Source organism: Martinezella sp. CNPSo 3964, assembly GCF_057784375.1.
The window spans coordinates 538,543-553,106 of the sequence record NZ_JBXSOW010000004.1 but is presented as its reverse complement, the minus strand read 5'-3'; the positions used below and the strand labels follow the sequence as shown (position 1 = coordinate 553,106).

Genomic DNA, 14,564 nt, shown 5'->3' with positions numbered 1-14,564 from the left:
GATCTTCGGGTCGGTGCCCATGCAGGCGGCTCAGCGTTTACTCAAGGTCTTCGAGGTTAGCGGGAAGGCCAGCTACCGATCTTCCCTGGTGTGCCATAGCCTCAAGATGTAGATCGTCGACTGTTGAATTTCGTAGCGTATCTCGTAGTGGCCGACGAGGAGCCGCCGGACCTCGCGTGGCTCGAATTCGAACAGCCTTTCTCCAATTCGCGGATTGGCCAGCAGAATGGTCGGCGCCTTGGTCAGAGACTGCACTGCGCGAACAGCCGCCGGCTTGTTAACAGCCGCCAGAAATTCATACAGGCGAGTGAGGTCGGATAGCGCCTTGCTGGTCCATTTTGCTTCCATCAGCGTGGAGCCGGCAATGGATCGTCAGTGCTTAAACTATCGACCCATGCCTGCACGGCCTGATGGTCGATCACATTGCCATTGTCGATGTCGGAGAGAGCTTCGCGGGTCAGCCGCTCGCGCTCTTCCTCCTGGTCGAGCCACGCGGTCAGAGCCTGTTTCATGATCCAGCCGCGGGAACGCTCGAGCCTCTCGGCCATCAAATCGAGTTTTTCGGCTAGCGAAAGCGGTACATGTGCAGTCAAGACTTTGGTCGCCGAGTTTGCCACACGATCATCCTTTCTGAGATGGTTCGATTTATTTCTAATCATAGTGATTAATTTTGAATCGATCAACGGCACGCGAGGGACACTGCATATAGCGGTGACCTGGCTTCCTTCATCGCGAGCCCCTGCCATCTCCAGGTCTTGGAATGAACGGGCAAAGGACGCGGCCTGCTTGTGAACCCGCGTCCATCGCTGCTCATCGAACGTCACTTCCAGCTAGTGTAGTCCGAAGCGGTGCATCCGAAGGGTGCTCTTTGATCGCCGAAACGCTTCTTCAACTGATCGCAACCCCAGCGGTTGAGAGGCGCCGGCATCATATTGTTGAGGTCCATGGCGGGCGAAGTGAACTGTGAGCTGGCGCTGGTCACATACCAGACCCAGTAGCCAAAAATGCCGACGATAAAGAGAAGTATGATCAGGAAAACCCTGGCGAGCCGCGCCATGATGGACGGCCCTTTCTTTCCTTGGGCTACCAGTTCCGGCGGATGACCGCCAAGCTCTGCCGTCAGCGGCGCGAGAACGCCGGTACGTTCCTCCGCCGTCATGTCTATCCGTTCCAGTCGGCTGTCCAGGAGCACGGGCAGAGCCGTATTTCCATGCCAGACGGCGAGCGCCACCGCCTTGCCGTCCTTTGCACCGACGACCAGAGGCTCCTGTCCTGGCTCGAAGTTCGTATGGGCGGCTCGTCCGGTTTTCCTGCCTGTGATCTTGTCGGCATAGGTTACCGTCAGTCGCTTGCCTCGCCGCTGGAAGGCCGTGATTTCCACCGGGACCGGCTCGAGCTGGGCAGCCCGGTGCAATTGCCCGCGGACCCGCCAGACGCGCAGGATCTGGAAGATCATGGCGATGCAGGCGCCGCCAAGAAGGGCGACGAAGACGGCAAGCGTTATGATCCGGTTCCAGAGCATATCGAGCCCGAGGCTGAGCGTCGCCAAGTCCGGATGGTCGCCGGAGATGACGAGATCCGTGTCGTAGTCACCGGCATGGATATCGACGAACATGATCTCGACATCCTTATCGTAAGTTTGGCCATTGTAGGCGTAGTTGAGATGCGCCTCGCAGGTGGTGAAGAAGCCCTTTCGGGTGGAGCATTTTCCATCACGGATATCGCCGCTGACGACCTTGACGGGATTTTGGCTGATCGTCCAATCCCGCAATATGCCCGGCGCTTCGGAGACCGCCATGAAAACAGTTAGGCCGATCAGGATCGGAAGGGAGAAATAGACGGCCTTCGGCATTGAAATAAGGTTCCGAGCAAGTGTCAGGGCTCTCTCGGGAAGTTTGATCGTCGGGAATGTCATTGTCTGCCTGAAACTCCGAATGGTTGTGTAGCATCCGCAAAGCAAGAAGCGAGACGGGAGCCTCGCAAAATGCTTGGGGGCCGACTTTGCGCCCACATCTGCAGCGCGAGCAAATAGGCACTCTGCCTGACAGCTCAATACCTGGTTGTAGGCCATCCGACGATTTCATGGTGATGTCAGCAGCAAACTCGCACGGGTGTGACCTTTTTGTACCGCAACGTTGACCTGCCGAGCCAGGCTCATCTAGTTTTCGTTCCGTTACGGGATTCGAGATCGTTGAGGAGACCAGCATGACCAATGCCGCCTGGCATGCAGATCCGTTAAGCTGGGGCCACGGGCCGCGCATCTTTGAAATCTTTCTGGAGCCGACCTGCCCCTTTTCGGTCAGGGCATTCAACAAGCTCGATGCCCTTCTGGCGCAAGCCGGCGAGGATAAGGTGACCGTCAAGATCCGCCTGCAATCGCAGCCCTGGCATATGTATTCCGGCGTTCTCGTGCGTTGCATCCTTGCCGCCTCGACACTTCTAGGTGGCAGGGAGACGGCAAGGAAGGTGATGGCCGCGATCGGCGCGCACCGAGAGGAGTTCGAATTCGCCCATCACGCGGGCGGGCCGAATATGGACGTGACGCCCAACGCATTGATCGAGCGGCTGGAACGCTACAGCGGCATCGCGTTGAAGGAGGCTTTTGCCATTCCGGATCTCGACCGCGAGATCAAGTGGCACTGCAAATACGCCCGCCAGAACGGCATCCACGTTTCTCCAACCTTCATGATCGACGGACTGGTACAGGCCGACATGAGCAGCGGAGATGAAGTCGAAGCCTGGGTGAAGAAAATCTCCGCCTCGTGAGAGGTAGGCGGGCAAGGCGTCGGTGTTTCCATCTCGACGCCTTGCCTTTTCCGGAATGCCCTCAGTCTTCCACGTTCGGCAGCAGGATTGTCAAAAGCCCGATCAGCGGAAGGAATGCGCAAAGCTCGAAGACGAACTCGATGCTCGTGTGGTCGGCGAGCACGCCGAGCGCTGCAGCACCGATGCCGGCCATACCGAAGGCGAAGCCAAAGAACAGGCCGGAGACCATGCCGACGCGCCCGGGCAACAATTCCTGTGCGTAGACGACGATCGCTGAAAAGGCCGAGGCAATGACCGTGCCGATAATCGCGCTGAGGACGATGGTAGTTCCAAGATTGGCATGAGGCAGGACGACTGTGAAGGGCAGAATGCCGAGGATGGAGCCCCAGATGACCTTCTTGCGGCCGATGCGGTCACCGACGGGGCCTCCGACCATTGTGCCGACGGCAACGGCGGCAAAGAACACGAATTGGCAGAGCTGCGCCGTCCGTTCGGTCACGCCGAAGCGGGCCATCAGGTAGAAATTATAGTAGCTGGTGAAGCTCGCGAGGTAGAAATATTTCGAGAAGATCAAGGCGATCAGAACGGCAATGGCAAGACCGACACGGGCGCGGGACAGGCTCAGGGCCTTGTGGACCTTGCCGGATTTTGCCGGCGCGCGCAGGTGGCTGCCATTGACCTGATACCAGCGGCCCAGCCCTCCGAGAATGAGAATGCCGACGAATGCCAGGCTTGCAAGCATTGCCATTCCATGCTGACCATGCGGAAGAATGAAGAAGGCGGCCAGCAGCGGTCCAAGCGAGCTGCCGAAGTTGCCGCCGACCTGGAACACCGATTGCGCGAAGCCGTGTTTCCCGCCCGATGCCAGACGGGCAATTCGCGATGCTTCCGGGTGGAAGATCGAGGAGCCGAGGCCGAGCAACATCGCGCCCATTAGCAGCATAGGGTAGTTCGAAGCCATTCCGAGCGTGATCATGCCGACGCAGCTGCAGGTCATGCCGAACGGCAATGAATAGGGCTGCGGGCGTCCATCCGTGTACCAGCCAACGAAGGGCTGAAGGATCGATGCGGTAATCTGGTAGACGAAGGTCAGCACGCCGAGCTGGGTGAAGCTCAGGTCAAAGCCTGTCTTCAGCACCGGATAGCTTGCCGGCAGCAGGGCCTGCGTGACATCGTTAATGAAATGGCCAAGACTGGCGACCATCAGGACTGGATATATCGTAGTGGCCGCGCGGGGCGCGTTGATGGCCTGGCTCATGGCTCTCACTTTTCAATGATCTACCGTGCTGATATTGGAAAACACTATCGCCCGCTACCGCGACAAGGCGCAATTCTTACGAGACTGGGCCAGAATGGTCAGGAACAGCCGCATAGATCCATTCATCGATGTCGACCGGCCCCTCATTGCCCTCGGCAACGACTATGGTGACGGCCACCGCGTCGAACCGCACCAGCATCGCCGCGCACAATTGCTGTACGGCTTTTCCGGCGTGGTGGTCGTGACCACGCCTGATGGCACGCTGGTCATGCCGCCGGAGCGCGGCATGTGGATCCCTCCGGGCGTGATCCATAGCGTGCGCATGCTCGGCAAAGTCAGCATGCGCAGTCTCTACATTGAGCCAGAGGCGATTAAGACGATGCCGGATCACTGTCAGGTGGTCGAAATCTCACCCTTGCTGCGCACGCTCATTGCCGAGGCCGTTGACATTCCGGTCGACTATGACGTCAGCGATCGGGCCGGCGCCTTGATGGCATTGCTTCTGCACGAACTGGCGAGGTTGAGACCATTGCCCTTGTCCCTGCCGATCCCGCGCAACAGGCTGCTTGCTGAGAAGTGCCAGGATTTCCTCCGGCAGCCGACCACGCATGATACGATCGATCTATGGGCCAGCCACATGCGCATGAGCCGCCGCGCATTTACACGAATGTTTCGTCTGGAAACCGGGCTCAGCTTCGTCAAATGGCGGGAACAGGCCTGCCTGCATGCAGCACTTCCGCGCCTTGTCGCCGGCGTGCCGGTGACGACGATCGCGATCGACCTCGGCTACAAGAACCCGGCCGCCTTCACGACCATGTTCAAACGCGCCTTCGGTTATTCGCCACGCGAAATGGCACGCCAGCATGCGGGAAGCGATTCCGCCAGCGCTGGTCTGCAGCCGTGAGGGTCATGCCGGATGATCGGGAAGAGGGCGGCGCGGCTTTCTCATGTCGCGTCGAGATAAGGCTTCAACGGCATGTCGTCGTGCCGGGGAACCGTCTGTCGTTCGATCATGTGGTGGATGACCGGCGGCTGGTCGCCGCGATGCAATCTGTCCAGATGTTCGGCGACCTCGACATCGGCGTGCGTCTGGCGCTGGCTGTGGCGGACATAGTCGATCCAGGTCGGCAGATGGTAGCTTTCCGTCCAGGTGTTCGGCTTTTCCAGATCGCGTAACAGCGACCATTGCTTTGCGCCATCGCGGATTCTCATGCGGCGGCGCTGGGCCATGACGGCCAGAAACTCCTGTACGTCCTCCTGCTCGATGTCATAATCCACCATGACCAGGATCGGGCCGCTTCTGGAACGCAGATCGAGCTGCAGTTGCGGTTCGCTGAAGGTATTTGTCGGATCGAGATTGAGGGATTCGAAGTCCGGCTGGCGCAACACGAGACCAAGCAGGCCGCCGATGCCAAGGGCGACGCTTGCGATGAAGAGGGCGCCAGTGACGCCATGCGCGTCCGCCAGTTCGCCCCAGAGCCAGCTGCCCACAGCCATGCCGCCGAACGTGGCGGTCTGATAGAGCGACAAGGCGCGGCCGACGACCCAGCGTGGCGTCGAAAGCTGAACCGTGACGTTGAAGAGCGAGAAGGCCTGCACCCAGGCGACGCCGGCCGGCATGAGGAGAAGACAGCTCAGCCATACCTGATTGCTGAGTGCCAGGAAGAAGCAACTGACCGCCAGCGTGAAGAAGGCGCCGCGGATCACCCATTCATTGCTCAAGACATCGCGAATGCGGCCGATCAGCATCGCGCCGCAGATGGCACCGAAGCCGAAGAAGCCGAGCATGATGCCATAGGTGATCGCCGTGCCATGGACATGGTCGCGTGCAACGAGAGGCAGCAGCGCCAGAATGACGATCGCCGTCAGGCCGAAGACAAAGCTGCGGCACATCACCTTGAGCAGGTTCGGCGACATCTGGACGTAACGAAATCCGGCCGACATCGCGCTGCCGAAGGGCTCGCGCGGCAGCGTATTGTAGACGGGGGCTTTCTTCCAGCGCCATAGGGTGAAGATGAGAGCAAAATAACAAAAGACGTTGAAGAGAAATGCAAAGGCCGCGCCCGCAGCTGCGACGATAACACCGCCGATCGCTGGCCCGATGCTGCGCATGAGGTTGTAGCTCATGCTGTTAAGCGCCACGGCGCCCGGCAGATGCTCGCGTGGCACGACATCGCCCATCGAGGCCTGCCATGAGGGATTGTGCAGCGCACCGCCGCAGCCAATCAGGAAGGTGAAGCAAAGCAGCAGCCAAGGCGTCAGGGCATTGGTGTAGGACAGCACTGCCAGCGTTGCCGATACGCTAAGCATCAGCGTCTGCGCGATCAGCATGATCCGTCTTCGATCGTAATTGTCGGCAAGTGCGCCGGCGGCGAGCGAAAAGATCATGACAGGCAGCGTCGTGGAGGACTGGACCAGTGCCACCATGCCGTGGGATGTGGCAAGGCTGGTCATGAGCCAGGCAGCACCGACGCCTTCGACCAAACCGCCGAGATTTGAGATGAGCGTTGCCGACCAGAGAGAGCGGAATGTCTTGGACTGAAACGCGACGAGCGGGGAGGTTCTATTGGGCATGTCGGCTTTTCTTCGCAGGATTATCTTGCTCGATGGCGCAGCGAAATTGCTCGAAGCATATGCGCAGCCGAGTCGAAATCGAGCCTATAGTGATTTGCTAATTTCCGAAACGATTTTGGAATAATATTCTCGCCAATAAAGGCGGAATTCGGCAGGCGCGTACGTCAAGCTCTGAACGGCCAAAGCTGCAAAGAACGCCTTTCACTCGAGCAACGTGCCAATGCGATCTGGGTGGGGAGAAACGAAGATGACCACGGCCTCGCCGGAAACATCCTTGGCGGAGATGAACCCGTTTTCGCTGAACTGAGCCGGAAAGCGGCTGTCGACCGAATTGTGCCTGTTGTCGCCGAGTACGAAATAATGACCGGCAGGCACCTCGAACGGGCCTGCTTCATCCTGGCCGGCGATTGCTCGATCAGTCATGGCGGTCTCATAGCGTCGTCCCTCCGGCGTCGTCTCTTCGAGAATTCTAGCGGCATTGCCGAAGAGGTCCGTCATCGTGTGGTCCGTCGGCACAGCTGCAAACGCCTTGCCGTCGACGAAAACCGTACCATCGTGCAATTCCACCTTTTCACCGGGAAGGCCGATCAGTCGCTTGACGTACAAGACGGGCTTGTCCGGGGAGGCGTAGTACTTGCTGGAAAAGACGATGATGTCGCCGCGCTTTGGGGTCGCCCCGCTGTAGGGTCTTGTCATCAGGACTTCCCCCTCCTGGAGGCTCGGCGCCATGGAGGATGCGGGCATTGTTTGCATGGTCATGCCGCAAAAATCGCGCTGGAAGCGGGCAGCATCGCAACCAGCGGGGGCCACGGCCGATAGCGCCTTGGCTGCCTTGCCTGCCAGCTCCTGCATCTCGGCCGGATTTGTCTTCCATAGCCCCGCCTTCGCAAGAAAAAGCGGATAGGCCGGCCCGATAAATCGTACGAACTCTTGCTCGCGCGCATCATTGCCCGCCGTAGCCTCTCCCGCAAAGAGGAGGACCGACAATCCCGCTACCAGCACTCTACTGTGGAAAGAGAAACTCACATTGCCCTCGCACGTCACGAACCGAACATGAAGCGTCAAGATTGCGCGTGGGGCGGCAAAGGCAAGTGCGAAATGATGTCGGCGCGCGGTCGTTAACGCGGCCTCGAAAATAACTATCCGCTCGAAGGCCATGAAGGCGCTGCTGGCTCCGCCAGACCTGCAACCGATTGCTGCTACATGATCAACACAGAGGGGTTGCTGCGGTCCCACCTACCTACCTTCCAATCCAATCGGGTAGCTCACCTAGATCTACGGTAGATGCTAATATTCTAAATACCGGCCTGTATGCCACCCTCGGGTCGGACAGTGCAGCGTCCGACGACTGCCCCCCATCCTTTGTCGTCGGACGCACCTCTCTGCATTGGTATCGTTTTGAACGGCGGACCGCTTTCCGCGGGAACTTGCGGCTCACCCATCAGGTCAATGCCGTGCAGTCGGGAATGGGCTAGTATTGTCCGTCCGCAGAATCAGCGTCCGCAGCCTTCCCCAAACCTTTGTCTCTGCCAGGTTTGGGGCTCCGAACGTTTAAGGCTCCGCCGACATCGCTGGTCTTCCGGCCGATCATGGTGCGGAATTCGGTTTCCGGGACAGGTGGGCTGAAGTAATAGCCCTGACTCTCCGAGCAACCGGCCTTGATGACCAGGTCGAGCTGGGTCTGCGTCTCAACGCCCTCCGCCGTGGTCAGCATCTTGAGATTGCGGCCGAGGGTGGCGATGGACTGGACGATGGCAAAGCTGTCAGGCCGGTTTTCCAGGTCGCGCACGAAACTGCGATCGATCTTCAGCTTGTCGAAGGGGAAGCGCTGCAGATAGTTCAGCGAAGAATAGCCGGTGCCGAAATCGTCAAGTGCGATGGTCAAGCCGAGCGAACGGAGCCGGTTCAATACCTCTAAATTAGCGGCATTGTCTTGCAGGAGTACCGACTCGGTGATTTCCAGTTCCAGCCGCCGCGCATCGAACTCAGTCAGTTCCAGTACGGTCTTGACCGTATCGACCAGGTCCGTCTGGCGGAACTGGACCGGAGAGAGGTTGACTGAAACGCGCACATCCTCGGGCCAGTTAAGAGCATCTTGGCATGCCTGCTGCAGCACCCATTTGCCGAGCGCATCGATGAAGCCGGTTTCCTCTGCCAGTGGAATGAATTCGGCCGGCGGGATGAGACCGCGCTCTGGATGGCGCCAGCGTACCAGCGCCTCGCTGGCTACGATCTTGCGGGTCTTGAGTGAAATCTGCGGCTGATAATGAACCTCGAATTGCCCGAGCTTGATGCCATGGCGCATATCTGCCTCCAGATTGCGTCGATTCTGGAGATCCTCTTCCATTTGCGGGGAAAAGATGCGGTAGACCCCCTTGCCATCAGCTTTGGCCTGGTAAAGCGCCAGGTCGGCATTCTTCATCAGTTGGCCCGTATCTCCGCCAGTGCGCGGCGCCACTGAGATACCGATACAGGTGCTGACAACAATCTCGTTGCCGCCGATACGGTAAGGCCGGCTGATGCTGGCAATGAGGCGCTCCGACAGGTCGCGGGCGCTGTCGAGTGTGGAATCCATGCATGTATGCAGGACGGCGAATTCGTCACCACCCAATCGCGCGACGATGTCATGTTGTGACGCGGTGTTGCGCAGCCGTCTGGCAACCTTGCGCAGCAACACGTCGCCGACAGGGTGGCCCAGCGTGTCGTTGACTTCTTTGAAACGGTCGAGATCGAGATAGAGTATGGTAAATAATTGACCGCCGGCCGCCAATCCGCGCAGCGCGTGGCCGACGCTCTCCCAGAATAGCAACCGATTGGGCATGTCGGTCAGCGCGTCATGATGGGCCATATGCACTACACGATCCTGCGCGCGGTGACGTTCGCTGACATCCTCGAAGGTGCAAACCCAGCCGCCTTCACCCGTCGGTTCGTGCGATACGGCCAGCACTATGCCATTTGCGAGATGATGGATATGGTCGCTGAGCACGGCGATGTCGTTCCGGACACGGGTCTTATCGCCAGCAAGGCCGCGCGACCCGCCAGTTGACAATCCAGGGGGCAGCAATTCGGGTGCGATGAGATCAGCCAAGGGGGTGCCCAGCCTCGCCCGGACTTCGTCCAGGCCGAACAGGGTCAGGAAACGGGGATTGTGAACGATGACTCGATATTGGTCGTCGAGCAGGCAGAGACCGAGCGACATGGCCTCCATCGCCGCATCGAACCGGGCATTCTGGATCGCCAGGGTCTGCTCCTTGGCCTGCAGGATCTTCTGGGCTCGGCCCAGAAGGCCGTTGTGAATGAGCAGCAGCAGAATCAGCAGGCAACCGCCGATGAGCATGCCAACCGTGACCCAGGTTAGAGCCAATTGGAGCCCGAGGAGGCCGCGCCGGTCCTCGGCAATGCGTGCCGAATACCACATGTTGCTGTCGCTGGAGAGCCGCGCCAGCTTCGGGTATATCGGTTCCAGGATCGCGAGGATACGCGCCGGTGTGCCGGGCACTGAAAGCTGCCTAAGGAGCGGCCGGGTCTGGTTGAGGGCTTCTTCGAGGTCGTCGAGGGTCTCGCCGATATGCGGATTGGATTGTACGAACTTCTCGACCCCATTGGACCGCAGGGTCTTGAGGCGATTGACGACGATATCGAAGCGCAGCCTGACTTCGTGGGCATCGACGCTGCCGTCGTTCATGCCCATGGCGCTGACGCGCTGTTCGAGCCTGGTGAACTCACTCGGAGCTTGGGCTATCGTCCAGGTGATATTGCCCAAGCCGACATCTTGTAGTGCGGTCTGGCGCTGGAAGACCAAGGCGGAAATATAGATCGCCGAGGTGATGAAACCCAGGATCACAATTATCAGCGCTGTGCGGAGGTAGCGCATGCGGTCCGATGGGGTTGCTATTTGACGGAGATTGCCTTGACCTGCCAGACGGCACGGCCGTGATAGGGCTGTCCCTGCAGGATGGGGTTACTGTCGAATGGATACATCACAAAGAACGGGCCTTGATCGTCGATGGGCATGTATGCGCCATTGCGCTTGACGGCGAGGATCGTGCCGAACTTGGTGAAATCGCTAGTCGGGATATCGACGCTATAATCATTGAGGGCAATGACTGTGGCCGTTGCACCTTGGGCCTTGGCCTTTTCGAGCAATAGCGCCATTGGCACGCCTTCGAAGTTGACGACACCTTCGTTCCAGGGCGTCGACGTCTTGATCGACACGAGGCCCATGGCCTCAAGCTGATTGCGATCGAACGTCACCGAGCCCGACGAACTGGTAATCGTCACTGACGGCACGTCCTGCGCCAGGGCGGGCGCGGCGAACGCAGCAAGGACTGCAAAAATAATTGAGGCGAGAAGACGCATTGAGGGTCCGATGCTTTCGGGGTATGGGCCTTGCCCGTTCTATCTCCAGCCTGCACAACTGGCTGTTAAAGATCGGTTAAGTTCCACAGGGCAATGGAAACAAACTTAACAGCTCAAGATTGGGCGTAGCATTTGTCGGAACTCGCTGATCTATTTCCAGGTCGGTAAGTTCCGGCTTGCATGCCGCTGATCTGCACCTTTGCTATGAAGTCGACGGGTGCCGATATGGACTTTCTCGGCAGCTTCGGCACTTGTAAGGATACTGCGATTTCATCTCCCCATCAATCATACCTAAGAAGCGCGGTGACCGGATCAAAAAGTGACTGGCGCGACAGCGCTTTCTCCTTGCTACTCCTCGATAATGAGGAAGTGCAACAAATTCATGATAGACATGATAGCCGACTTGCCCGCAACGGTTGGCCCTACCCGCAAGAAAATAGTTCAGCTTTTTAATGAGTTCATACGCTTTCCAACCGCGCCGCTCAATACAGAATGCGTCACGCCATCGGCAGCGTATTCTCCAACTCGCTCGATTAGCAGGCAGCGATGATCTATTGCAGCAGGATCGCGCGGAAGTCGTTGACGTTCGTGCCGGTCGGGCCGCTGATGAAAAGGTCGCCGAGAGCGGCGAAGGCCGACCAGCTGTCGTTGCGCTGCAGGAATTCGGCCGCATCTTTTTCCAGCTCGGCAAGCCGCGAAATTGTGGCGCCGTCGGCAAAGGCACCGGCATTGTCCTCGGAGCCGTCGATGCCGTCCGTGTCGGCGGCAAGCGCTGAAATACCTTTCTGGCCGGAAATGGCGCAGGCGAAGGATAGCAGGAACTCGCTGTTGCGGCCGCCTTTGCCCTTGCCCTTGATCGTTACCGTGGTTTCCCCGCCAGACAGAAGGAGCATGGGGCCTTGCGACGCCAGACCTCGCTGCAGGATCTTGGCTACGATCGCCGCATGCTGGCGACCGACCTCCGATGCTTCGCCCTCGATAGCATCGGATAGCACGATAGTCTCGACGCCGGCCTTGCGGGCGACGTCGGCAGCAGCATCCAGTGCGATGGCGGCCGAAGCAACGAGCTTCACCTCGTTGCGGGCGAAACGAGGGTCCGAGGGTTGCGGCGGCTCGTCCCTGCCATCTTCGAGATGACGCATCACCGCTTCCGGCAATTCGAGACCATAATGTTCTATGATCGCAAGTGCATTGGCGCGGGTCGTCTCGTCGGCAATGGTCGGGCCGGAGGCGACGAGGGCAGGGTTGTCGCCGGGAATATCGGAGACGACGAGGGAGACCACGCGAGCCGGATGGGCCAATGCCGCCAGGCGGCCTCCCTTGATGTGCGAGACCTGCTTGCGCACCGCATTCATGGCACTGATCGGCGCACCGGAGGCAAGCAAGGCCCGATTGACAGCGATTTCGTCGGCAAGTGTCAGATCGCCGGCAGGGGCTGGCAGCAATGCGGAGCCACCACCACAGATGAGGGCGACAACCAGATCGTCCTCCGTGAGATCGCTTACCACTGTCATCAACCGATCGGCAGCGCGAAGGCCACTTTCATCCGGCACGGGATGAGCGGCCTCGAGAACCTCGATGCGCTCGCAAGGAGCCGCATAACCGTAACGCGTGACGACGACACCGGATAGCGGTGCATCCCACAGGCGCTCGAAAGCGCGCGCCATCTGCGCGGCTCCCTTGCCGGCGCCGACCACGACTGTCCGGCCCTTCGGCTTTTCCGGCAGGTGGGCGGCGAGCGCCTTGTCCGGATCGGCAGCAGCGACGGCCGCATAGAAGAGCTTTTCCAGGAAGGCACGCGGATCGGCAATGCTCGGCATCGGGTTTCTCACATCTTGGGGCGTGTCCGCGTTTCCTCGGAAACGCGAAACCGCTTGCTTTCTGTTTCTCTACGCATCCTAGGCAACGGGATGGTTCGCCATGCGCTCCAGCGCCTTGACGAGGCCGGAGTGATCGAGCCCGCTATCCCCATTGGCGGCACACTGGTTGAAGAGCTCCTGCGTCGAGGCCGTGTTCGGCAGCGAGATGCCGAGCGCCTTGGCGCCTTGCAGTGCGAGGTTCAAATCCTTCTGATGCAGCGAGATGCGGAAGCCGGGCTCAAACGTGCGCTTGACCATGCGCTCGCCGTGGACTTCGAGGATGCGCGAGGAGGCAAAGCCGCCCATCAGGGCCGAGCGCACGCGCGCCGGATCGGCGCCCGCCTTCGACGCGAAGACGAGAGCCTCTGACACCGCCTCGATCGTCAGCGCGACGATGATCTGGTTGGCGACCTTGGTGACCTGGCCGTCGCCGCAATCGCCAACGAGCGTGATGTTCTTGCCCATCAGCTGGAAAAGCGGCAGCGCGCGTTCGAAGCTTGCCTCCGAGCCGCCGGCCATGATCGAGAGCGAGGCGTTCTTGGCACCGACCTCGCCGCCGGAAACCGGAGCGTCGACATACTCGGCACCGGTTTCGCGAACTTTCTTGGCGAATTCCTTGGTCTCGATCGGCGAGATCGAGCTCATGTCGATGACGAGCTTGCCTTTCGAAAGGCCGTAGGCAACGCCGTTCTCACCGAAGAGAACGTCCTTGACCTCGGGCGTATCCGGCAGCATCAGGATGATCGTGTCGACGGTCTCGGCGAGCGCCTTCGGCGTTTCGACGAATTGCAGGCCGTTGTCGAGCAGTTCCTGGCGCGGCGGAATGGAAAACTTTGATGTGACGACGATGTGGCCGGCATTCTGCAGATGACGCGCCATGGGGGTTCCCATGATGCCGAGGCCGATAAATCCGATATGTGCCATGCTATTTAGCTCCTGATATTGAGAATGGCTGCGCCTTCGGCGTGACGGCCGGCTGCGGCGAACCAGCCGAGCCCCGCCGCGGTCGTGGTGCGCGGCTTGTATTCGCAGCCGATCCAGCCGTCGTAGCCGAGCGCATCGAGCGCATCGAAGATGGAGGGATAGGCGATCTCGCCGGTGCCCGGTTCGTTGCGTCCGGGATTATCGGCAAGCTGTATATGCGCAATCTGCGCCTGGTGCTTCTTGAACGTCCCGATCAGCTCGCCCTCGGTGCGCTGTTGGTGGTAGAGATCATATTGAATGAACAGGTTGTCGCTGCCGACCTCGGCAATGATCGAAGCCGCCTGATCCGGTGTGTTGAGGTAAAATCCCGGAATGTCGAAGTGGTTGATCGGCTCGATCAGCAGGCGCATCCCGTGCTTGCGTAGTTCTGTCGCGGCATATCCGAGATTGGCAACGAAAGTGGTCCGCAGCACGTCGTCGGACACGCCGGCTGGCGCGATACCTGAGAGGCAATTGATCTGCGTGCAGCCGAGTGTCGTTGCATAGTCGATCGCGGAGGCGACGCCGCGGCGGAATTCGTCGATACGATCAGGCAGGATCGCGATCCCACGCTCGCCGCCGGCCCAGTCGCCGGCGGGCAGATTGTGCAGCACCTGTGTCAGGCCATGACGATCGAGCTCGGCGCGTAGCGCCTCCTTCGCGAAATCATAGGGGAACAGGTATTCGACCCCTTCAAAGCCTGCCTTGGCGGCGAGCGCGAAACGATCAAGGAAGGGCGCTTCGGTGAAAAGCATGGTCAGATTGGCCGCAAATTTCGGCATTTG

The 14,564-nt window shown here is 59.6% G+C and carries 13 protein-coding genes; 2 read left to right on the top strand and 11 right to left on the bottom strand.

The window, feature by feature from the left end:
- Positions 1-72 precede the first annotated feature (72 nt).
- From AC13Q5_RS16490 to AC13Q5_RS16480, 3 genes are all read right to left on the bottom strand, one after another.
- Positions 73-348 (bottom strand): type II toxin-antitoxin system RelE/ParE family toxin, encoded by a 276-nt coding sequence (locus tag AC13Q5_RS16490; protein ID WP_092713194.1) that lies wholly within the window; start codon positions 346-348, stop codon positions 73-75.
- The gene (locus tag AC13Q5_RS16485) at positions 348-659 is read right to left on the bottom strand and encodes a CopG family ribbon-helix-helix protein (RefSeq protein ID WP_488502451.1); all 312 of its coding nucleotides are present in this window, start codon (positions 657-659) and stop codon (positions 348-350) included. The genes AC13Q5_RS16490 and AC13Q5_RS16485 overlap by 1 nt, the downstream gene beginning before the upstream one ends.
- 161 nt (positions 660-820) lie before the next feature.
- Positions 821-1,915, bottom strand: a complete 1,095-nt coding sequence (locus AC13Q5_RS16480; RefSeq protein ID WP_488502420.1) for a hypothetical protein — start codon at positions 1,913-1,915, stop codon at positions 821-823.
- A 290-nt stretch (positions 1,916-2,205) separates the two neighbouring features.
- Here AC13Q5_RS16480 and AC13Q5_RS16475 point away from each other — a divergent pair, with 290 nt between their 5' ends.
- Positions 2,206-2,766, top strand: coding sequence for a DsbA family protein (locus AC13Q5_RS16475; RefSeq protein WP_488502419.1), 561 nt, complete (start codon positions 2,206-2,208; stop codon positions 2,764-2,766).
- Between the two features lie 61 nt (positions 2,767-2,827).
- On the opposite strand, the gene AC13Q5_RS16470 is transcribed toward AC13Q5_RS16475, so the two are convergent.
- Positions 2,828-4,024, bottom strand: a complete 1,197-nt coding sequence (locus AC13Q5_RS16470) for an MFS transporter (RefSeq protein ID WP_488502418.1) — start codon at positions 4,022-4,024, stop codon at positions 2,828-2,830.
- 94 nt (positions 4,025-4,118) lie between these two features.
- On the opposite strand from AC13Q5_RS16470, the gene AC13Q5_RS16465 reads away from it, so the two are divergent.
- Positions 4,119-4,928: an AraC family transcriptional regulator gene (locus AC13Q5_RS16465; RefSeq protein WP_488502417.1), complete on the top strand. Its 810-nt coding sequence runs from the start codon at positions 4,119-4,121 to the stop codon at positions 4,926-4,928.
- 41 nt (positions 4,929-4,969) lie between these two features.
- Here AC13Q5_RS16465 and AC13Q5_RS16460 read toward each other — a convergent pair whose 3' ends face one another.
- The 7 genes from AC13Q5_RS16460 to hyi form a co-directional block, all read right to left on the bottom strand.
- Positions 4,970-6,598 (bottom strand): MFS transporter, encoded by a 1,629-nt coding sequence (locus tag AC13Q5_RS16460; protein ID WP_075854850.1) that lies wholly within the window; start codon positions 6,596-6,598, stop codon positions 4,970-4,972.
- A gap of 201 nt (positions 6,599-6,799) precedes the next feature.
- Positions 6,800-7,624: a signal peptidase I gene (gene lepB, locus AC13Q5_RS16455; RefSeq protein ID WP_488502416.1), complete on the bottom strand. Its 825-nt coding sequence runs from the start codon at positions 7,622-7,624 to the stop codon at positions 6,800-6,802.
- 445 nt (positions 7,625-8,069) lie between these two features.
- Positions 8,070-10,400: a putative bifunctional diguanylate cyclase/phosphodiesterase gene (locus tag AC13Q5_RS16450; protein ID WP_488502415.1), complete on the bottom strand. Its 2,331-nt coding sequence runs from the start codon at positions 10,398-10,400 to the stop codon at positions 8,070-8,072.
- Positions 10,401-10,489: 89 nt separating this feature from the next.
- On the bottom strand, positions 10,490-10,957 hold the full coding sequence (locus AC13Q5_RS16445; RefSeq protein WP_075854847.1) for a putative pterin-binding protein: 468 nt from the start codon (positions 10,955-10,957) through the stop codon (positions 10,490-10,492).
- Positions 10,958-11,508: 551 nt separating this feature from the next.
- The gene (locus AC13Q5_RS16440) at positions 11,509-12,777 is read right to left on the bottom strand and encodes a glycerate kinase type-2 family protein (RefSeq protein WP_457879988.1); all 1,269 of its coding nucleotides are present in this window, start codon (positions 12,775-12,777) and stop codon (positions 11,509-11,511) included.
- A 78-nt stretch (positions 12,778-12,855) separates the two neighbouring features.
- Complete coding sequence (glxR, locus tag AC13Q5_RS16435) at positions 12,856-13,740, bottom strand: 2-hydroxy-3-oxopropionate reductase (RefSeq protein ID WP_075854845.1); 885 nt, start codon at positions 13,738-13,740, stop codon at positions 12,856-12,858.
- A gap of 5 nt (positions 13,741-13,745) precedes the next feature.
- Complete coding sequence (hyi, locus tag AC13Q5_RS16430; protein WP_488502414.1) at positions 13,746-14,561, bottom strand: hydroxypyruvate isomerase; 816 nt, start codon at positions 14,559-14,561, stop codon at positions 13,746-13,748.
- Positions 14,562-14,564 lie beyond the last annotated feature (3 nt).